Source organism: Tabrizicola caldifontis (genome assembly GCF_004762095.1).
GTDB lineage: Bacteria > Pseudomonadota > Alphaproteobacteria > Rhodobacterales > Rhodobacteraceae > Tabrizicola > Tabrizicola caldifontis.
Genome location: NZ_SIJH01000006.1, coordinates 1 through 18,965 on the forward strand (window position 1 = coordinate 1; position 18,965 = coordinate 18,965).

23 protein-coding genes and 1 tRNA gene are annotated in these 18,965 nt (G+C 64.6%); 16 read left to right on the top strand and 8 right to left on the bottom strand.

Features of this window, described 5'->3' with window-relative positions:
- Positions 1-207: 207 nt before the first annotated feature.
- Both EYB42_RS06135 and EYB42_RS06140 read left to right on the top strand, forming a co-directional pair.
- Positions 208-1,437 (top strand): DNA methyltransferase, encoded by a 1,230-nt coding sequence (locus EYB42_RS06135; RefSeq protein ID WP_135448991.1) that lies wholly within the window; start codon positions 208-210, stop codon positions 1,435-1,437.
- A gap of 54 nt (positions 1,438-1,491) precedes the next feature.
- Positions 1,492-1,974 carry a hypothetical protein gene (locus EYB42_RS06140; RefSeq protein WP_135448992.1) on the top strand — a complete coding sequence of 161 codons (483 nt, stop codon included), beginning with the start codon at positions 1,492-1,494 and terminating at the stop codon, positions 1,972-1,974.
- A gap of 70 nt (positions 1,975-2,044) precedes the next feature.
- Here EYB42_RS06140 and EYB42_RS06145 read toward each other — a convergent pair whose 3' ends face one another.
- Genes EYB42_RS06145 through EYB42_RS06155 form a run of 3 tightly spaced genes read right to left on the bottom strand, consistent with a single transcriptional unit; the run spans position 2,045 to position 3,226 of the window.
- Entirely contained in the window at positions 2,045-2,401 is a 357-nt protein-coding gene (locus EYB42_RS06145) for a GNAT family N-acetyltransferase (RefSeq protein ID WP_135448993.1), read from the bottom strand.
- Positions 2,382-2,684 carry a hypothetical protein gene (locus EYB42_RS06150; RefSeq protein ID WP_135448994.1) on the bottom strand — a complete coding sequence of 101 codons (303 nt, stop codon included), beginning with the start codon at positions 2,682-2,684 and terminating at the stop codon, positions 2,382-2,384. Before EYB42_RS06150 ends, EYB42_RS06145 begins: the two co-directional genes overlap by 20 nt.
- 14 nt (positions 2,685-2,698) lie before the next feature.
- A complete protein-coding gene (locus EYB42_RS06155) occupies positions 2,699-3,226 on the bottom strand; it encodes a hypothetical protein (RefSeq protein WP_135448995.1) in 528 nt (175 codons plus the stop codon).
- A 398-nt stretch (positions 3,227-3,624) separates the two neighbouring features.
- On the opposite strand from EYB42_RS06155, the gene EYB42_RS06160 reads away from it, so the two are divergent.
- From EYB42_RS06160 to EYB42_RS06180, 6 genes are all read left to right on the top strand, one after another.
- The gene (locus EYB42_RS06160; RefSeq protein WP_135448996.1) at positions 3,625-4,863 is read left to right on the top strand and encodes a tyrosine-type recombinase/integrase; all 1,239 of its coding nucleotides are present in this window, start codon (positions 3,625-3,627) and stop codon (positions 4,861-4,863) included.
- Positions 4,864-5,069: 206 nt separating this feature from the next.
- Positions 5,070-5,261, top strand: a complete 192-nt coding sequence (locus EYB42_RS06165) for a helix-turn-helix domain-containing protein (RefSeq protein WP_135448997.1) — start codon at positions 5,070-5,072, stop codon at positions 5,259-5,261.
- Positions 5,262-5,386: 125 nt separating this feature from the next.
- Positions 5,387-7,387: an AAA family ATPase gene (locus EYB42_RS06170; protein WP_135448998.1), complete on the top strand. Its 2,001-nt coding sequence runs from the start codon at positions 5,387-5,389 to the stop codon at positions 7,385-7,387.
- Positions 7,388-7,628: 241 nt separating this feature from the next.
- Positions 7,629-7,790 (top strand): hypothetical protein, encoded by a 162-nt coding sequence (locus EYB42_RS17305; RefSeq protein WP_167850942.1) that lies wholly within the window; start codon positions 7,629-7,631, stop codon positions 7,788-7,790.
- A gap of 105 nt (positions 7,791-7,895) precedes the next feature.
- Positions 7,896-8,114, top strand: a complete 219-nt coding sequence (locus EYB42_RS06175; RefSeq protein WP_135448999.1) for a hypothetical protein — start codon at positions 7,896-7,898, stop codon at positions 8,112-8,114.
- A gap of 97 nt (positions 8,115-8,211) precedes the next feature.
- Positions 8,212-8,619, top strand: a complete 408-nt coding sequence (locus EYB42_RS06180) for a terminase (protein WP_135449000.1) — start codon at positions 8,212-8,214, stop codon at positions 8,617-8,619.
- Here EYB42_RS06180 and EYB42_RS06185 read toward each other — a convergent pair.
- Entirely contained in the window at positions 8,616-9,131 is a 516-nt protein-coding gene (locus EYB42_RS06185) for an MltR family transcriptional regulator (protein WP_135449001.1), read from the bottom strand. The genes EYB42_RS06180 and EYB42_RS06185 overlap by 4 nt on opposite strands.
- A 129-nt stretch (positions 9,132-9,260) precedes the next feature.
- Here EYB42_RS06185 and EYB42_RS06190 point away from each other — a divergent pair, with 129 nt between their 5' ends.
- The 5 genes from EYB42_RS06190 to EYB42_RS06210 all read left to right on the top strand — a co-directional run bounded on the left by EYB42_RS06190 (position 9,261) and on the right by EYB42_RS06210 (position 12,999).
- Positions 9,261-9,728: a hypothetical protein gene (locus tag EYB42_RS06190; protein WP_135449002.1), complete on the top strand. Its 468-nt coding sequence runs from the start codon at positions 9,261-9,263 to the stop codon at positions 9,726-9,728.
- A 180-nt stretch (positions 9,729-9,908) separates the two neighbouring features.
- Positions 9,909-11,033: a phage major capsid protein gene (locus tag EYB42_RS06195; protein WP_135449003.1), complete on the top strand. Its 1,125-nt coding sequence runs from the start codon at positions 9,909-9,911 to the stop codon at positions 11,031-11,033.
- A 4-nt stretch (positions 11,034-11,037) separates the two neighbouring features.
- Positions 11,038-11,592 carry an HK97 family phage prohead protease gene (locus tag EYB42_RS06200; RefSeq protein WP_135449004.1) on the top strand — a complete coding sequence of 185 codons (555 nt, stop codon included), beginning with the start codon at positions 11,038-11,040 and terminating at the stop codon, positions 11,590-11,592.
- Positions 11,579-12,751, top strand: a complete 1,173-nt coding sequence (locus EYB42_RS06205) for a phage portal protein (RefSeq protein WP_167850943.1) — start codon at positions 11,579-11,581, stop codon at positions 12,749-12,751. The genes EYB42_RS06200 and EYB42_RS06205 overlap by 14 nt, the downstream gene beginning before the upstream one ends.
- Entirely contained in the window at positions 12,748-12,999 is a 252-nt protein-coding gene (locus EYB42_RS06210) for a hypothetical protein (RefSeq protein WP_135449006.1), read from the top strand. Before EYB42_RS06205 ends, EYB42_RS06210 begins: the two co-directional genes overlap by 4 nt.
- 154 nt (positions 13,000-13,153) lie before the next feature.
- On the opposite strand, the gene EYB42_RS06215 is transcribed toward EYB42_RS06210, so the two are convergent.
- Positions 13,154-13,228: transfer RNA gene (locus EYB42_RS06215), tRNA-Asn, on the bottom strand.
- 68 nt (positions 13,229-13,296) lie between these two features.
- A complete protein-coding gene (locus EYB42_RS06220) occupies positions 13,297-14,166 on the bottom strand; it encodes an MBL fold metallo-hydrolase (protein WP_135449007.1) in 870 nt (289 codons plus the stop codon).
- Positions 14,167-14,204: 38 nt separating this feature from the next.
- Between EYB42_RS06220 and EYB42_RS06225 the strand changes: the two genes are divergently transcribed.
- Positions 14,205-15,521 carry an ATP-binding protein gene (locus EYB42_RS06225; protein WP_394346485.1) on the top strand — a complete coding sequence of 439 codons (1,317 nt, stop codon included), beginning with the start codon at positions 14,205-14,207 and terminating at the stop codon, positions 15,519-15,521.
- Positions 15,522-15,524: 3 nt separating this feature from the next.
- Here the strand turns inward: EYB42_RS06225 and EYB42_RS06230 are convergent, their stop codons facing one another.
- Positions 15,525-16,010, bottom strand: coding sequence for a CAP domain-containing protein (locus tag EYB42_RS06230; protein WP_135449008.1), 486 nt, complete (start codon positions 16,008-16,010; stop codon positions 15,525-15,527).
- Between the two features lie 207 nt (positions 16,011-16,217).
- On the opposite strand from EYB42_RS06230, the gene EYB42_RS06235 reads away from it, so the two are divergent.
- Positions 16,218-16,826, top strand: coding sequence for a CDP-alcohol phosphatidyltransferase family protein (locus EYB42_RS06235; RefSeq protein ID WP_135449148.1), 609 nt, complete (start codon positions 16,218-16,220; stop codon positions 16,824-16,826).
- A 97-nt stretch (positions 16,827-16,923) separates the two neighbouring features.
- Here EYB42_RS06235 and EYB42_RS06240 read toward each other — a convergent pair whose 3' ends face one another.
- Positions 16,924-18,096 carry an FAD-binding domain-containing protein gene (locus EYB42_RS06240; protein ID WP_135449009.1) on the bottom strand — a complete coding sequence of 391 codons (1,173 nt, stop codon included), beginning with the start codon at positions 18,094-18,096 and terminating at the stop codon, positions 16,924-16,926.
- A gap of 167 nt (positions 18,097-18,263) precedes the next feature.
- Between EYB42_RS06240 and clpP the strand changes: the two genes are divergently transcribed.
- Positions 18,264-18,896 (top strand): ATP-dependent Clp endopeptidase proteolytic subunit ClpP, encoded by a 633-nt coding sequence (gene clpP / locus EYB42_RS06245; RefSeq protein ID WP_135449010.1) that lies wholly within the window; start codon positions 18,264-18,266, stop codon positions 18,894-18,896.
- Positions 18,897-18,965: the final 69 nt, after the last annotated feature.

The window sequence follows — 18,965 nt, forward strand, 5'->3', positions numbered from 1 at the left end:
TCTTGGGAAAGAAGGGCTTCAGCCGCGCCATCTGCGCGTCGGTCAGCCAGAAAAGGTTGCTCATGCTCCAGTCTCCTTTCGGAGATTGAATCAGGCCAAGTCTACAAAATCAATGGGTCCTGACCCTAGCACTGCCAATACGATGGACGGTGGCCACCAAGTGTTGTAGTCATGACGGAACCCTGACGCGCGCGAACGAAAGCCCCGATGAACCAGCTATCCATGTTTGACCAAGTCAATTTCGCGCCGACATCGGGCGCGTTCATCGACGATTTGATGGCGTTCGATGACTTTGGGCAGACGACCGCAACTGAGACCGTCGAAGGCATTCCGTATCTGATCAACGAGTTTTGGACGGCTGGGCAACGACAGGCGCATTCCATTCACGAGGTCTCTTACCGTGCTTGCTTCAAGGCGCAGTTGCCGGAGTTCTTCATCAGCCGCCTAACGAGACCTGGGGACGTCGTATTCGACCCGTTCATGGGGCGGGGCACGACCCCCGTGCAGGCCGCGCTGATGCAGCGGCAGGCGTTCGGAAACGACATCAATCCGCTATCCGTCCTTCTGACCCGCCCGCGATTGCGCCCGATCACGTTGCAGGCCGTGTCGTCCGCACTCAAGTCAGTGGACTGGTCGCGTGGTGAGATCGAGCGCGAGGACCTTCTCGCCTTCTACCATCCCGCCACGCTCAAGAAACTGGAGGCTCTGCGCGCGTGGCTCGCCGAACGCGCACCACTCGGTTCCGACGATGTTGACCCTGTGGCAGACTGGATTCGGATGGTCGCGATCAATCGTCTTTCGGGGCACTCGCCGGGCTTCTTCTCGGGCCGTTCGATGCCGCCCAACCAAGCCGTCTCCGTGAAGGCCCAACTGAAGATCAACGAGAAACTGGGCGTGTCGCCGCCCGAGCGTGACGTGGCCGCCGTCATCGTCAAGAAGTCGAAAACACTGCTGAAGGACGGCTGCGCTGAAAGTCAGGTGCGCGCAAGCCTTCACACAGGCGCTGCTTGGGACCTGCCGGGCATCGCTGATGCTTCGGTCGATCTCACCGTTACGTCACCGCCGTTTTTGGACATCGTGCATTATGCGTCGGACAACTGGTTGCGCTGCTGGTTCGCTGGCATCGACCCTAATTCCGTCGCCATCGACATGCACCGGACGGAAGAGGCTTGGACCGCGATGGTGCATCGAGTCTTGGCCGAGCAAGCACGCATTCTTCGCCCCGGCGGCTATGTTGCGTTCGAAGTTGGCGAGGTGCGCAATGGCAAGGTGCTGCTTGAGCGGCTCGTATGGAAGGCCGCTGAGGGCCTGCCCTTCGCGCGGCTGGGCGTCATGATCAACGACCAAGCGTTCACCAAGACGGCCAACTGTTGGGGCGTGGACAATGGGTCCAAGGGCACCAACACCAATCGGATCGTGCTGCTTCAACGGCATTGACCAAGGCGTCCACGCCTGAGAAACCTTTGGGATTGATCCCAAAGGGAGAATCTTGTGGAGAAGCGGTTTCAACTGCGGTGGGACGAGGAAGAACTCGCCCGAGCATTCAAGGTCACGACGAAGGACGTTCGTGAGTATCTGACCGATGGTCGGCGCGTCTCGTTCATCATCGAACGCAGATTGATGTGGGAAAACCCGGGCTGGAAGCTCGCACCGTCAGAGGGTGCTGGCTACGACCTGCTCGACCCCGACGGCGGCATGTGGGAGGTGCGCTCGATCACGCGGCAGGGCGTGTATTTCAACCCGAGCAATCAGGTCGGGTCTGGGCGCGTGTTCAACGAGGACGGTTTCCAGGCGAAGCTGTCCGGGATCAAGGGTTTCATCTTGTCCGACATCGTGGGCTTCCCAGTCGTCGACGTCTTCGTTGTGCCGGTCGACAACGTGTTGCGTTGGCATCGTGGTCGAGCACTCGGCACCAATGCCAAGGTCTCGCGGGACAAGTTCCTTGGCATCCTAGCGCGCGACATTCGATTCTAAGCGCAGCAGAGCGCGGAGCGCCGCGTTCACTGTCATCTTGCGCGTGCAGGGTGCGCGCGGCGTCAGGCTGTCAGAGACGACGCGGAGACGCGCTGTGCTGCGCCTGCGGTGCGACCGGCAAGCGCCACACGTTCAGTTTGCGGCCCGACCGCTTCGTGGGCTCGACCTCGAACAGGTCGAAACCCTTCTTTTCGTACCACGCGTTGGACGGGAGGTCAGCGGGGCACTTGGCTTGGATGAACGTCGCCTCGTGCTCGCGCCCGTATTCGAGCAGGCGTTCGAGCAGTTGCGTGCCGACGCCCGGTTTCGCCGAAACGATGGTGTAGATCGTGATCTGGTTGTCGCGGCGCAGGCGGAATTCGCAAAGGCCACCGTCGACGATGAACAGCCACCCCTTGTCGGCGGCTTCACGCATGGCCAGAAGCATCGGCCTTCTCCCAGTATTGCAGCGCACCCTTCGCGCCGGTGTTCGCATATCCGCGCGACGCCAGCACAGCGATTTCGGGCGCGGTCTCGTGCAGACTGATCCTGACGCGCCGCCCGCCCGCGATGCGTTCAAGACGCGCCATCAGGTTCAGGGTGGCGGCGTCGTTGAGCGAAAAGAACGCGGTGCTGCTGACGTGATCACCATTGTCGGTGAAAGTGAAAAAGGCATCGTCGATGAACTCGACGCGGCCCTTTTGCATGGCGGAATGGAGAACTTCAAACATCGGGTGCTACCAAGTCAGAGGCCGGTCAGCCGAATCTTGCGTGCTACGTGTTCGCGTTTGGCTTCCCACTTCTCGCGGCGCTCCCGCCGCCGGTCGGCCCTGTCTTTGAGCTTCTCGATATATGCGTCTTCTATGTGCTGGTAGCGCGCGCAAAGGCGTTTGAACGCTTCGGGATCGTCGAGCCTCATCTCGCGAAGATGCTCCCAGTACTGCTCCACATGCGCGGCGCTGACGGGGCGGTGGCCGAAGAACAGGCGACCGTTTTCGTCGACACGGTCGATAGCCTTGCCGTCCTCTGACCCGAAGAAGATCATGAGCGGATCACGTGGCGGAATCCAATGATCGTTGTCCCCGAACAGGTGTGTCTGCGTGTGCTTGAATTGGGCGCGGTACTCGTCAAAGGCCTTCTCACGCGCCTTTCGCTTCTCTTCGGTTTCCTGACGTTCGGACTCCTCGCGCGCTTCAGCACGCGCACGACGCTGTTCGGGAGTCAGCAGGCTCGGGTTCTTTTTCCTTCGCGGAACAAAATACTCGTCGTCCATGTAACCTCCTGATTCTGCCTCGTGTTCGAGCGTGGCAAGCGATCAGGGCGTGAATTGGGCGCATGCGTGCGAAACAGCAGCGCGTTTAAACGCTTGTTGCAAAAGCGTTGCAAAAACGGCCCCTAAGGCCGCTCACAACTCATTGTAACTGCTTGATTTTGTTGGCTCCGGCGGTAGGGATCGAACCTACGACCAATTGATTAACAGTCGAGATAAGAGGGCTATCAGGGCCTAACAATGCATAACGGTCAACTCGACAAAAAGGCAAGAAATGCTTGCGGTTACGCGGCAAATCTCTAACACTGCGCAACATCGGGTAACGAGCCAAATCGGCGAAAATGTTACCCCGAAACCGCTCGGGGTAACGCCCGCTCCGCAGTCAAGAGGTCACGAAGGGCATGGCGAAAGCACTCACCGCTACGGCAATTGAGGCGGCCAAGCCGGGCGCGAACCGGCGCGAGATCAGCGACGGCGGGCAGGATGGACTCTTCCTGATCGTGCAACCTTCAGGCGCGAAGTCGTGGGCTCTTCGCTATAGGGCCGAGGGGAAGCCCGTGAAGCTCACGCTCGGCCTATGGCCCGCAATGTCGCTCGCCAAGGCGAGGGGCTCGGCGGCCGCGGCGCTCGAGGCCGTGAAGGCTGGCGACGATCCGGCGGAGAAGAAGAGGGCCGCCAAGGCCGCGAAACTCGACACCGATCTCTCTGCACGTGACAAAGTGAAGACGCTGATTGGGCAATACGACAAGCTCCGGCTCAAGCACCTTAAGAGCCGTGCGACGGTGCGCCGGGAACTCGATCGGTTCGTCGTGGCTGCATGGGGCGAGCGAGATATCCATTCGATCGCGAAGCGCGACGTGATCGACCTTCTCGACGGGATCGCCGAAAGCGGACGGGCTGTCAGCGCGAACCGCGTGCGCGCTTACCTGAACACGTTCCTCAACTGGTGCGTCGAGCGCGATATCCTCGCAATGAGCCCAGCGACCGGGGTGAAGCGCGTCGCCAAAGAGACGAGCCGCGAGCGCGTGCTCTCCGACGACGAAATCCTTTGGCTTTGGCAAGCGTGCGACGATCTCGATCTTTGGGGGCCGTTCACGAGGACTCTGTTGCTCACCGGGCAGAGGCTTGGCGAGGTGGCGGGAATGCGCGAGGCCGAGATTGCCGGGGCAACGTGGCACCTCGACGCCAAGCGCACCAAGAACGGCCGGGCGCACGACGTGCCGCTCTCCGAAGCCGTGCTCGAGGTGCTGGCGGGCACGACGAAGATCAAGGGCGCGGGCTATCTCTTCACGACAACGGGCGCCTCGGCACTTTCCAACTTCCACCGGGGGCGCGAGGCCGTCGCCTCGAAGATGGCCGAGATCGCCGAGAAGGAACGCGGCGAGCCCGTGGCGATCCCGCATTGGACCTTCCACGACCTTCGCCGCACGGCCGCAACAGGCATGGCCCGGCTCGGCATTCCCGTTCGCGTCACCGAGGCCGTGCTCAATCACGTGTCGGGAACGGGGGGCGGGATCGTCGCGGTTTATCAGCGCCACGACTACGCCGACGAGAAGCGAGCCGCGCTCGACTCATGGGCGCGGTTTGTCGTCTCGATCGTCGAAGGGAAGGCTGACAACGTGGTTCCGATTCGGGCCTAAGTGCTCGATCGGCGCGGAATCGTTTTTCGTGCATGTTGCTGTGAAGCACCGATCCTTGTGACGAGGTGTGACGAGAAGTGACGAGAGCGCACGTTCGGAAATGGACGTGTGAGCGCCGGGTTTCAAAGGCTATCACGAGGCATCTGAACTCTGCATGATCCTTCTCACGCCGGGCAACCCGGCCAAGAGCAAGAGGATCAACCAGAATGACCCGACCGGAATACATGCCCGCCGCCCGCGCTCGCACCGAGATTCTCGGAGTGTCCGAAATGACGATGTGGCGTTGGCGGCAAGACCCGTCGCTCGGCTTTCCGCCCGGCGTGAAGATCAGGGGGCGCCTCTACTATGCCCCGAGCGAGCTTCGCGACTGGATGGAGCGCAACCGCGTCGCCGCCTAAGCGAGACCGCCGCGCGGCTGGCGACCACGCGGCGGCATATCGAGCGAAAGCCCGGCGAACGATCCGGGCAGGCACACCCTACCATGAATGCGCACAAGCGCCAATAAGAACGAGCGAAAAAGCCAATGAATAACAATGCTGTGTCGTCGCTTCCTGCGGCGAACCGAACCCCGCGCGAAAAGGCGCTCGCCTACGCCGCCGCCGGTTTTCCCGTGCACCCCGTGCGCGGGAAGATTCCGCTCACGAAGTGGAAGGACGCCGCCTCGACCGACCCGGTGACGATCAACGCATGGTATGACCGCTGGCCCGAGGCGGGCGTCGCGCTCGTCACTGGCGAGCGTTCCGGGCTCTTCGTGGTCGATCTCGATATCGACAAAGCGACGGGCGAGGCGACCGGCGAAGCGGCGGCCGATCGGCTCGGGCTCACCGAATGCTTCGAGGGCGCACCGATGGCGCGCACCGGCTCGGGCGGGCGTCATGTCTTCTTCCGCGCAGAAGAGGGCCTCGACAACTCGGCGGGCAAGCTCGGCGAGGGGATCGACACCCGCGGCACCGGCGGCTTCGTCGTCGCGGCGGGCTCGCCGGGCTATGAGTGGCTCGGGCCGTCGATCCTCGACCTCGACCCGCCGCCGGTGCCCGCCAAGCTCCGCGCGGCGATCCGGGCCGGAAAGAGCCCGGCGGAAGCGGCACCGCCCGCGGCCGATCAGAACGTCGTCGAGCTTCCCTTTGCCGTCATGGCCCGCCAACTTGCGGCCCTGCGCACCTCCGAGCCCGGCGGCAACGCATGGGCCGAGCAAGCCATAGCCGCCGAGGTCGGGCGCGTTGCCGTCGCCGCCGCGGGCGCCAGAAATCATACCCTCAACCGAGCCGCCTTCGCGCTCGGGCAGATCGTGGCAGGCGGGGGCCTCGAGCGCGATCGCGTCGTCGAAGCACTCTCTCGCGCCGCCCGGGCGATCGGCCTTGACGAGCACGAGATCGGGCAGACGATCGCCTCGGGCCTCGCAGCCGGTGCCGCCGAGCCTCGTGCCGCACCCGAGAGGCCGCAAGAGCGAGTCCAGGCATTGCCTCAAGGGCCTCTTTTTACGCCCGCCTCGGCTTTGGCTGGTAAGCCGATCGCACCGCGCTCTTGGCTCGTGCGCGACCTCGTGCCCGACGGAACCGTGACCCTTCTCGGCGGGGACGGTGGCACCGGCAAGTCGCTCTTGGCGCTGCAACTCGCGGTGGGCACTGCGACGGGAAGGGCATGGCTACACCGACCGATCGAGAAGCCGGGGCGCGCGCTCTTCCTGACTGCCGAAGACGACCTCGACGAAGTGCACCGCCGCCTCGCCGATATATGCACCGCCGAGGGCCTCGGGCTATCCGATCTCGGCGGCCTGCTGATCCGGTCTCTCGCGGGCGAAGACGCCTTGCTTGCCGTCTTGGATCGCGGAACGGGGGCACTCGCCCGCACGCCGCTCTATGACGCCCTCGCTCACGCGATCGGCGAGATCAGGCCGACGGCCGTCTTCCTCGACACGCTGGCCGACCTGCATTCAGGCGAAGAGAATAACCGAGCCCATGCTCGCCAATTCATCGGGCTCTTGCGTGCTCTGGCGATCCGACACGAGTGCGCCGTCGTGCTTCTCGCTCACCCCTCTCTGTCTGGCATGGCGAGCGGCTCGGGGCTCTCGGGATCGACGGCATGGAATGGATCGGTGCGCTCGCGGCTCTACCTCGATCGCGTAAAGGAAGAGGGCTATGAGCCCGATCCCGACGCTCGCAAGCTCACCACGAAGAAGGCGAACTACGGGCCGACCGGCGATGAGATCGCGATCCGCTGGCAAGCCGGGGTCTTCGTTGCGGAAACGGCGCCGACGGGCCTTGATCGCATGGCGGCGAGCGCCAAAGCCGAGCGCGTCTTCCTCTCGCTTCTCCGCCAGTTCACGGCCGAGGGCCGTTCGGTGAACCACGCGGGCGGGCGCTACTACGCGCCGAAGGTGTTCGCCGAGCACCCGCAATCCGAGGGCGTGACAAAGCGGGCGTTCGGTGCTGCAATGAGCACGCTTCTCGCCGGTGGGAAGATCAGCGTCGAGAAATACGGGCCGCCCTCGAAGGGTGCGACCCGCATTGCCGAGGTGAAATGATGCTCGCGCCTTCCTACCATACCCCCTTCATCCCCCCTGCCGAAGTTGGTGCCGAAGTGGGTGCTGAACCCCCTTCATCCCCCCTTCATCCCCCCTGTTTTCGCACACCCCTTATACCCCAAGGGTTTGGCACCCCGCTCGGGCGGGTTGCACCCTACCGCGAGGGCCACGGTGAGGCACCGTGTGGTGACATTCTTACGTCTCGACGGCCGATTGCCTCGGCGATCTCATGGGTGGCGGGATGAACGAAAAGGAACCCGACATGACACGCACCGACAAGCTGCACGCCGCCGATCGCCTTCGCGAGATCGCCGCCGACTTCGAGAAACAAGCGGCCGAACTCGAGGCCGAGGCGCTCGAGGGGTGCGAGGTAGAGGTCGAGCGAACGCACCTCGACGACTGAGAGAACGCGAGGGGCTCGGCGAGCCGGGCCTCTCGACGCAAAGAGAACAAGAGCTTCGGAAAGGAGCCCCATATGCGAACGACCTCACTCTTCACCGGGCACTCGGTGCCACGCCTAGCGAGCTTCGGCGGATCGCCCGAGCGCAACCTTTGGCTCGCAGTCGTCGCGCTTGCGATCCAGAACGACGAGCCCGATCAACTCGTGCGATGGCTGCGCTCGGCTGATGGACACGAGGTATGCGCCCTTGCGGGCCTCTCGCCCGAGTGGGTCGAGCACTGCTTCGGGCAGGGCGAAGGCTTCGTGCGACACGGGCTCGCCGCCTGAGCGAGAAAATCTCTCGGGGCTAAAGGGGGCCGACCGCGTGGGATAGTCGAATTTCTCCGTGGTCGAAATGTAATGTTGTAACATAGAGGGACCCGCCATGCCGGGACGGCCGCGAAAACCGACGCATCTGCACAAGCTCGAGGGCACGCGCACCCGCACTAACCGGCGCCACGAACCCGAACCTACCGGGCCGCTCGGCGATCCGCCGTCGTGCCTTCCTGCCGCCGCGGCTGCCGCTTGGCGCGAGATCGCCGAGGCCCTCTCGCCCGGGGTGGCGGGGAACTCCGATCGGATCGCCGTCGAGATCGTGGCGCGGCTCTTGGCCCGCCTGCGCTCGGCCGACGGCATCACGGCCGCCGAGCTATCGTGCCTTCACCGGGGGCTCGCCTCGCTCGGCATGACGCCGACGGCGCGCTCAAAGGTGGCGCCGCCGGTGCGCGAGCCGAAGCCCGCGGTGCCCGATCCTTGGGATGCTCTCACCCGGCATGGATTGGGAAGGGCTTAAGTGGGCCACTCTCGGCGCTCTAAGCGCGCTCTCTTTACGTAGGCAGCGCGATTGATGAGGCTCAGAATCAACGCGATCGCCGCCGACGAAAAGTGATCGAATGGTCGGACTCTCTTGTCATGCGGCTTGATCGAATGGTGAAGATTAGCACTGAGATCGGCGATCCTTTGGCTCGCAAAGTCGGCCTTGTGATCATGTGCGAGATCGTTCCTGATCTTCCTCAAGGTCTCGCAATCGTCGCGCTCTTTGTCAGAGATCAGGCCGAGGCAATGCGCCATCACAATGCGCGAAGAGAACGTGCCGATCGGAGCGTTAAAGCCTTCAAGCAGTTTGTCGCGGGCAGAGTCCGCGATCAAGAAAGCGTCGATGATCTCCCGAAGCTGGTCGTCGAGAAAGGCACATGACACCAAGACCGCGCCGCGCGGGCTTTCTTGATTGTGCGTCTCGAGCAAGGGCAGGAAGTCTTTCAGGTGCGGGTGGGTTTTCAAAAACTCGGCGTGACGATCTTCCATCGGTGCAAATCCCTTGATGCGAATGGGCTTGTGAGCACGGGGCGAGACCGTGGCCGCGAGCACGCGAATACTTCATGCTCATTTCAACACGAAAGAGAACCCGAGACGCAATCGGGCAAGGAGTCGGACATGCTGACAATTCGCAAACTTAAAGACCTGATCGCCGAACCGTTCGGGCTCTCGGCCGATCCCGCCTATCGCGCCGGGCTCGACATTGGGTTTGATACCGGCGTGCTCGATGGCTCGGGCAAGCGCCAGCGATACAACCTCTCGGGCCGCGTTCTCGCCGAGCACGTGCTCGTCATGGCGGGGGTAGGTGCAGGGATCGCCACCGACGCCATGAGCTTCCTGATCTCGCTCCGCGCCTCTGGCGTGGTGCCGATGCTGGCGAACCTGATCGAGCTTGCCGAGGCAGGCGATCGCTCGCACCTCGATGAAGCGCTCTTCACGATCGACGGCGAAGGCCGGGCTCTCGTTGCCTTCGTTGCTCGCGCCGATCGCTCGAACGTCGAGATCGAGTCCAAGACCTTCGGCGGCAGCCCGCGCGGCCGTGCATTCGTGTTCGACGGCTTCACGCTCGCCGAGGCTCTCGCCTGAACTCTTCCCCGGCCGTGTCGCGCGGCCTGTCGTGCTCACCGCTGATGGCTTCGGGGCAATGGCACGACAAACCCGAATACCTCGGAATGTGCCTCTGAGGGAGGGACGCGACGACCTAACCCGCGCCTCGGCGCTCAACCAGAAGCCCGCCAAAAAGGGCCACAGAAGGAACGAAGACCCATGAAAACCGTTCGCGAACTCCGCGCCGCCCTCAAGGCAAAGACCGACGAGGCGCGCGCCCACATCAACGACGCCGAGAAGTTCGCCGCCGTTGACGCCGAAATCCGCGCCATTGGCGAGCAGATCGAGCGGGCCGAGCGCCTTGCCGAGATCGAGCGCAACGCCGAGGGCCGCTCGCTGACCGAGCCCGGGACCGAAGGCGCCGTCGAGTGGCGCTCGATCGCCCGCGGCGAGTCCAGGGCGATGACTGTTGCGGCCGACGGTGGCGCGATCGTGCCCGAGCAACTGGCGAGCCAGATTCAGAACCGGGTGCGGGATATCAGCCCGATCCGCCTGATCGCGAACGTCGTCAACGTCTCGAGCGCCGACTTCACGATCCCGGTGAACGTGCGCGGCTCGGCGTCTCGCTGGTCCGGTGAGAGCGGCGATCGGAATCCCGAGACTGCGACCCCGACGATCCGCCCGGTCAAGCCGACCTTCGGCGAGGTGAACGCTTTCCCCGTGGTGTCGAACCATCTGCTCGACGACTCCGCTTATGACGTGGGCGGCTTCATCGTGAACAATGCGGCGAGCGACTTCTCGGAAGCCGAGGGTGCGGCCTTCGTAAACGGCAACGGCACCGACAAGCCGACGGGCTTCCTCGCCGTCACCCCCGAGGCCGCCGCCGACGCGACCCGCACTGCCGGTGCTCTGCAATTCGTCGAGACCGCCGCGGCCGGTGTGATCGTGGCCGACGATCTTATCAACCTGATCTACAAGCTTCGCGCGGGCTACCGGGCGAACGGTGTGTTCGTCATGAACTCGACCACGGCCGCCGTGATCCACAAGCTCAAGGACGCCGAGGGCCGCTTCATGTGGGCTGACTCCTTGGCGGCTGGCCAACCCGCGCGGCTTCTCGGCTATCCGGTGGCAATCGCCGAAGACATGCCCTCGATCGCCTCGGGCGCGTTCCCGATCGCGTTCGGCGACTTCAAGGCGGGCTACACGATCGCGGATCGCACCGGCGTTCGCCTGATCCGTGACGAGGTGACGCGCAAGGGCTTCACCGGCTTCTATCTGTCGAAGCGAGTGGGCGGGATCGTCACCGACGACGCGGCGATCAAGCTTCTCAAGATCAAGGCGTAAGAACATGGGGCACGCCGACATTGAGCGGCGTGCCCTCGAACTCCGCGCCGTTGAAGGCGGCCGGATCGAGGGTTACGCCGCCGTCTTCAACTCGCCGAGCCATGATCTCGGCGGCTTCGTCGAGACGATCGCACCCGGTGCCTTTGCCGCCTCGCTCACGCGGGGCGACGACGTTCTTGCGCTTTTCCACCACGACACCCGCGCCGTGCTCGGCCGCTCGAAGTCGGGAACGCTGCGGCTCAAGGAAGATGGCAAGGGCCTCTTCTTCTCGCTCGACGTGGCAAACACCACGGCCGGGCGCGACGTGCTGGAAAGCGTCGGCCGTGGCGATATCACCGGCGCGAGTTTCGGCTTCCGCGCGATCCGCGATCGCTGGTCGCACAAGGGGACACCGGCGAAGCGTGAGCTTCTCGAGGTCGAGCTTCTCGACGTGACGGTGACTCCTTCCCCCGCATACCCCGCGACCGTCGTCTCTCGGCGCTCGCTCGACGCAATCAATGAGGCCGAACGCCGTGCGCGCTACCTCGACCATTTCGGAGGCTATCATGGGCTTCGCTGATCTCTTCCGTCGTCGCCCTGCCGAGACCCGCTCGAATGAGACGCTCGCCGCCCTTGGCGCGCATTGGCTCGGGACACCCGGCACGAGGTTTCCCGCCGAGCAACTCGCCGTAACGGCCGCTTGCGTCGCGGTGATCTCCGGCCAGTTGGCGGGCTTGCCGGTGCGCGTCTACCACTTCGAAGGGAACACCCGCCACGAGACGCCCTCGCACCCTCTGGCGCGGCTTGTGCGGCGCGGGCCGAACCCGTGGCAGTCGTGGCCCGACTTCGTTGAATGGATGGCTGCGAGCGCGCTTCTGCACGGCAACGCTCTCGCCGAGATCGTCGCCGATCGTTCGGGCCGCGTCGTCGAGCTTCGGCCGATCCGGTGGGGGCTCGTGCGCGTCGAACTCGTGACCCCGGGCCGCGTGATCTACCACGTGACCGGCGACGATCTCTCGGCTCCGATGGGCACGACGCGGCGCCTTCTCGCTTCCGAGGTGCTGCACCTCAAGGCCCGCACCGACGACGGCGTGATCGGCGTCGCACCCCTTCGCCGCGCTATGGCGGCCGCTGCCCATGCCGTCGAGACCGATGCGCATAGCAAGTCGATGTGGCGGAACTCCGATCGCCCGTCGGGGGTGCTCATGCACGAGAAGAACCTCTCGGCGGGCGCTGCTGAGCGCCTCAAGGAGTCCTTCGTCTCTCGCTATGGCGGGGAGAACCGGGGCGCACCCGCGGTGCTCGAGGAAGGGCTCAAGTTCGAGGCGTTCCCGACGATCTCGCCGGAAGACGCGGAAATCCTCGCTGCACGTCGGTTCTCGACCGAAGAGATCGCCCGGGCGTTCGGCGTGCCTGCGCCTCTGGTGGGTATCCTCGATCATGCCAGCTTCACGAACTCCGAGACGCTGTTGCGGCACTTCGCACAATCCACGCTCGCGCATTGGGCGCGGAAGCTCGAGACCGAGCTTTCCCGTTCGATCCTCACCGAGCAAGAGCGTGAGACCTACGAGATCGACGTTGATCTCTCGGGCCTTCTCCGCGGCGATCATGCGGCGCGGTGGGCGGCGCACAAGATCGCGATCGACGCGGGCGTGCTGACGATCAACGAGGTGCGCGAGGTCGAGGGGTGGAGTCCTCTCGCCAAGGTTGCATCGCCGGAAGGTGAGGGGGCGGTATGAGCGCCTATGCCAAGATCGCCGAGACCCTCTCGATCGACGAGGTGCTCGTGCGCGCCGTTGCGGCGGAGCTTCGTCGGCTAGGGCTTGCGAGCACTCACCGGCGCCGGTGCTCGCCCGAGACCGTGAAGCGAATCCGTGAGCTTGCGGCCGTCGGGCTCAATGCTCGGCAGATTGGGGAGATCGTCGGCTATTCGCGGGCCTGTTGCGACTCGATCATGCGGTGCGCGACGCACAAGCGAGTGAAGTAGGCACCTCGAAGCAGGAAAAAGCGAAAGGCCCGTCGGTAGCTCGGCGGGCCTTCTTTCATTGGAAAATCCGTTACCCCAAACGTTACCCCGGGGCAGATTGCGGCCGTGGACCTCGAGAGGTTCTGCCGCAAATCTCTGATATTTCAGGGATTTTTGGCTCCGGCGGTAGGGATCGAACCTACGACCAATTGATTAACAGTCAACTGCTCTACCGCTGAGCTACGCCGGAACACGGTGGCGCGTATAGCAAGACCTCTCGGGGGCGGCAAGGGGCAAATCGGTGGAATTTTTGCTCTGTCACAGGCGACGGAACAGGGCCCCGGGTCCGGGGACGGGATCGGCAGCGACCAGGTTTCTGGATAGAAGATCAAGAAGATGTGCCAGCACGTTGCGCCGGGCCGCCGGCCACAGGTCTTGCGGCGTGTCGTGGTAGATCAGGGCCGTCAGGGCATCGGGCGTGGCGGCCCCGCGTTCGAGTGCAGCCAGAACCTGCGCCTCACGCGCAAGGCGGTGGGCGATGAGCGTATCCAGCCGCGCCGCCGGCTCTTCTACCGGATCGCCATGTCCGGGCAGGAAGCGCCGCCAGCTGCCGTCCTGCAAGCGCCGCAGCGAAGCCATGTAGGCGCCCATGTCGCCTTCGGGCGGCGAGACGATGCTGGTCGCCCAGCCCATGACGTGGTCTCCGGTGAACAGAAGATCGTCCATGGCAAGGCAGATGTGTCCGCCAAGATGGCCGGGGGTATGCAGGGCGTGAAGTTCCCAGTCGGCACCGGAAAGTCTGTCGCCCTCGCCCAGCTGCCGGTCGGGTGTGAAGGCGGTATCCAGACCCTCGCCCGAAGTGGCGACCAGACCGGCAATTGCCTGCATCCGGGGGCTCATTCCATCCCGCGCACTTCCGAAGGCCAGAACCTCGGCCCCTGTGGCGGCAGCAAGCCTCGGGGCCAGGGCGGAATGGTCGCGGTGGGCATGGGTCACGACGATCGCCACGATCCGGCGCCCACGGCTGGCCGCGAGAATCGCCTGAAGATGCGTGTCGAGATCCGGGCCGGGGTCGATGACGGCAAGATCCTGCGCACCAAGCAGGTAGGTGTTGGTGCCCGTGCCGGTCAGCGGCGAGGGATTGGGCGCGCGCAGCCGGCGCAGACCGGGGCCGAGGTGTTCCGTCATGGCCTTCCCAAGCCCGGCCGGGCCGCATAGTCTGGCAGGTGATGGCTGTGCTGCAACGTATCTTTCCCAGAGGCCTGTACTGGCGCGCGGCGCTGATCCTGATCGTGCCCATCGTGACGATTCAACTGGTCGTGTCCACTGCCTTCATCCAGCGCCATTACGAAGGCGTGACGCGGCAGATGACGAACGGCGTGGCGATCGACCTAGGCTTTCTATTGTCCGAGATCGAGGCGGCCGGTTCGCCCCAGGCGGCGATGGCCGAAGTCGGCCCGCTGGCCCGCAATCTGGAGATCACCCTGACGATTCCGGCTGGGGAAGATGCGCCGATGAAAGACCGTTTCCTGTTCCTGGACCTGTCCGGGCGGGTAATCGTCGATACCCTGCGCGAACGGCTTCCGGGGCTGGTGGCAGCCGATGTCTCCGACGAGAATCGGGTGGTTAACCTGAAATTCGACACCGCCGTGGGCCCTGTTCAGGCGCAGCTGACGCGGAGGCGCATGTCGGCCACCAATCCGCATCAGCTGCTGGTGCTGATGATCTTCACCTCGCTGCTGATGACGGGGGTGGCCTTTCTGTTCCTGCGCAATCAGTTGAAGCCGATCACCCGGCTTGCCGAGGCGGCCGAGGATTTCGGCAAGGGACGCATCGTTTCCTACCGACCGCGCGGGGCACTGGAGGTGCGGGCCGCGGGCCGGGCCTTTCTGGACATGCGCGCGCGGATCGAGCGCCAGATCGAACAACGCACCCTGATGCTGTCGGGGGTGAGCCACGACCTGCGCACGCCGCTGACCAGGCTGCGGCTTGGCCTTGCCATGTTGCCGGACGACCCGGAGGTAGAGGCGCTGCGGGAAGACGTGCGGCAGATGGAGCGGATGGTGGAAGAGTTCCTGGCCTTCGTTCGCGGGGATGCGATGGAGGGCGCGGTGCCAACGGACGCCGTCGCACTGGTGCGCGGGATCGTCGAACGGGCTGGGCCCAAGGTGGTGCTGGCAGGGATCGAAGGCCGGGCCGAGCCCGTGTCGATGCGGCCGCAGGCCGTCGCGCGCGCGGTGGAAAACCTGGTCTCGAACGCCTGCCGGTTCGGCAACCGGGTCGAGCTTCGCCTTGCGTTCGACGACCGCAGCCTACGGATCTTAGTCGAGGATGACGGGCCCGGCATTCCCGAAGCGCAGCGGGAAGAGGCGCTGCGCCCATTCACCCGACTGGACGCCTCGCGCGATCCCAATCGGGGCGGGGGCGTCGGGCTGGGGCTGTCGATCGCCTCTGACATAGCGCTGAGCCACGGAGGTGCTTTGCGCCTTGGGCACAGTGCGCGGCTGGGGGGGCTGCGCGCGGATCTGATGCTGGCGCGTTGAGGGCTACTTCGAGGCGCCGAAGTTGATCACCCAGTGCAGCTTGTTGTCCGGCGCTTCGCTGAGGGCGATGCCGATGCCGACATCCTTTACGCGCGGGAACAGGATATTCTGGCGGTGCTTCGGGGAATTCATCCACCAGTCCACCGCACGGGCACCGGTGCCGAAGCCGCGCCCGGTATTTTCTGCCGCTGCGCGAAAGTTGTAGCCCGCCCGCTTCAGCCGTGTCTTCAGTGTGCCGCCGTCCGACGAATCGTGACTGATCGAGCGGCGAAGGGCATTGTCGCAGGCATGGGCCTGAGCCGCCTTTTCAAGCTTGGGCGCGATCTTGAAGGGTGTCAGGCCATGTGCCTTGCGTTGCGCGTTCAGGTTGGCCAGCACCTCCTGCTGAAGCGCCTTGGCGTTTGGCGGCATGATGCAGGCGTGCACGGGCAGGCCGAGGCCGATCAGAAGGGCTGCGGCGGTTGCTGCAAGGGTATGGCGCGTGATCATGTCTTTCCCCGCAGGATGATGCACTATCTGACTGGCACGGCAGTGCGGCCAGAATCTGGCGTAATCAGGAAGCAAGTGTGAAACCCGTGCGGGTTCCAGACAATGTCCGGGCTTGCGGCTGCGCGGCAAGTCGCCCGGACCGGCGCATTCGTGACTTTTCAATTCGGCGCTTCTGCGAGAAGGATGCCCGATCGGGAGGCGGGCGAGATGCTGGACGGTCTAATGCGAGGCGTGATCGATGCGCCGCTGAACAGGGGCGGGCGCTGGCTGGCGGCCCGGGGGGCTTCGGCCAATGTGGTGACTCTGGTCGGGCTTGGTCTGGGCCTGTTCGCGGCGGGGCTGCTGGCGATAGGGCTGTCGGGGCTGGTGGTCGCCGCACCGCTTCTGGCCAGCCGGCTGGCCGACGGGCTGGACGGGGCCGTGGCGCGGGCGCGGGGCAAGTCGGATTTCGGCGGCTACCTCGACATCTGCTGCGATTTTGTCTTCTATGGCGCGATCCCACTGGCTTTCGTTCTGCGCGATCCGGACGCGAACGGTGCGGCCGGTGCCTTCCTGCTTGCAACGTTCTACATCAACGGTGCGACCTTTCTGGGCTTCGCAATCCTGGCCGCAAGGCAGGGGATGGAGACGGCAAGCCGGGGGGAGAAGTCGCTGTATTTCACAGCCGGTCTTCTGGAAGGAACGGAGACGATCCTGTTCTTCCTGCTGATCGTGTTCTATCCTGCACTTTTAGTGCCGGCGGCCTGGGTCTTCGGTTTCCTGTGCCTGGTGACTGCTGCGGCGAGGGTTCTTCTGGCGGCGCGGACCTTCCGTTGACGGCGGGAAAGCCGATCTCTCCATCGTGAGGGGCTGCCTCCCCCTGTGGCCCGGCCGGGTGGCAAGGAGTGAGACAATCAGCGACAAGCCTTGACCTTCAGCCCATCACCGCGTCGCGGAAGCGGAAGAAGCCGTGGGTGGCGTGGGGCCAGGCTGCATGGTCATGCGGACGCAGGGCGCGGACCAGGGCGATTCCCTGGGCGTCGGCAAAGCGGGAAAGTTCGATCAGCCGGGCGGCGATTGGGCCCACGGGCGCGTAGGGGGTGACGATCTGGCGAACGCCTTCACGCGCGGCATGGGCCACAAGTGCGGCGGTCTCGCCGCCCCGGAAGATCGGCGCCTCGGGTGCGCCAAGGCGGGCAAGCGCATCGGCTATTGCGCCTTCGGTAAAACGATGGACCGGTGCGGCAACCGCCAGCGGCGAGCGCCCCGAGACATCGCTCAGCGCCGCCACTGCGCTGGGGCGCAGGCCTGCGTGCAGCAGGAACTCCGGGCAAAGGTCTTCTTCGGTGACAAGAAGCAGGGTGGGCAGGTCCGGGTCAACCCAGTCACCTGCGGGTGGGGGCAGGGGGGCGGGGTGGGAAGGCGCGGCAGGGGGCGGGGCGCTGGTGGCGAGCCCCTTGGGCCGGAAGCGGCCGCGCGTGTTCTGTGCAATATTATCCGCGGTGGCGAGGTAGGTCTTGCCGGTCGTATGCAGCCCTGCGATCCACCGCCACGACAGCGTGTTCGACGCCGGGTCGCCGTCGATGAGGTGCCGAAGGAAGAAGTCGGCCCCAAGTTCCCACGGCAGACGCAAGGTGAATATCCAGATCGAAGCGAACCACATCCGGGCGTGATTGTGCAGGTAGCCGGTATCCACCAGTTCCCGTGCCCAGTCATCGAAACCGTCGATCTCTGTTTCGCCCCGCATGGCGGCCTCTGCCCGCGCGGCAAGACCTGGTTCCACGGCCAGCCGGTTCAGCGCAGCGGTCAGGCCCTGGCGATAGGCGGCCCAGACGCCGGGGCGCAGTTCCAGCCAGCCCTTCCAGTAGGTTCGCCACCAGACCTCGGCCAGGAACCGGTCGGCAGCAGAGCCGTGCCGGCCACGGGCGGCAGCAATGACCTCGGCTTCGGTGACGAGACGGTGGCGCAGCCAGGGCGAAAGGCACGACACGTGCAGGTGGCCGGGCAGGTCGAGGTTGCGGAAATGCGCATAATCACGGCCCGCGCGGGGCAGGAAGGCGTGCAGGCGCTCTAGCCCCGCAGTGCGGGTCGGGATCGGGCTGGTCATGCGTCAAGGTTAGGAAAGGGTTGCCCGCTTTCAAGGCAGGGCGGCAGGTCGCCGCACCTCTCGATGCCTTTTCCCGGAGCTGCCCTTGCAGCCCCCCGCGCACCCCACTAAGACTCTGCTAAGAGTTCCGGCGATATTTCTTGCGATAAGACACAGGCAGGCACCGAATGCGCGATCCCGTTGATCACTACATGAACACGCTCGTCCCCATGGTCGTCGAACAGACGAGCCGCGGCGAACGCGCCTACGACATCTATAGCCGCCTCTTGAAGGAGCGGATCATCTTTCTGGCCGGCCCGGTGCATGACGGGATGTCCAGCCTGATCTGCGCGCAGCTGCTGTTTCTGGAGTCGGAAAACCCGACCAAGGAAATCAGCATGTACATCAACAGCCCCGGCGGCGTGGTGACGGCTGGCCTGTCGATCTACGATACGATGCAATACATCCGCCCGAAGATTTCGACCCTGGTGATCGGACAGGCGGCCTCGATGGGCTCGCTTTTGCTTACGGCGGGTGAGAAGGGCATGCGCTACAGCTTGCCGAACAGCCGGATCATGGTGCACCAGCCCAGCGGCGGCTATCAGGGCCAGGCCACCGACATCTGGATCCATGCGCAGGAGACGCTGAAGCTGAAGCGCCGCCTGAACGAGATCTACGTCAAGCACACCGGCCAGACCTACGAGACGGTCGAAGGTGCGCTGGAGCGCGACAATTTCATGTCGGCCGAGGATGCGAAGGCTTGGGGTCTGATCGACGAGATCCTGGAAAGCCGGGGCAAGGCGGACGATACGTCGAAGTGATGACACACCCCTCCCGCAAGGGCTACCGGCGGGGGGTTTTTCGGATTGTGGAGACCAGGGGCTTGTCCT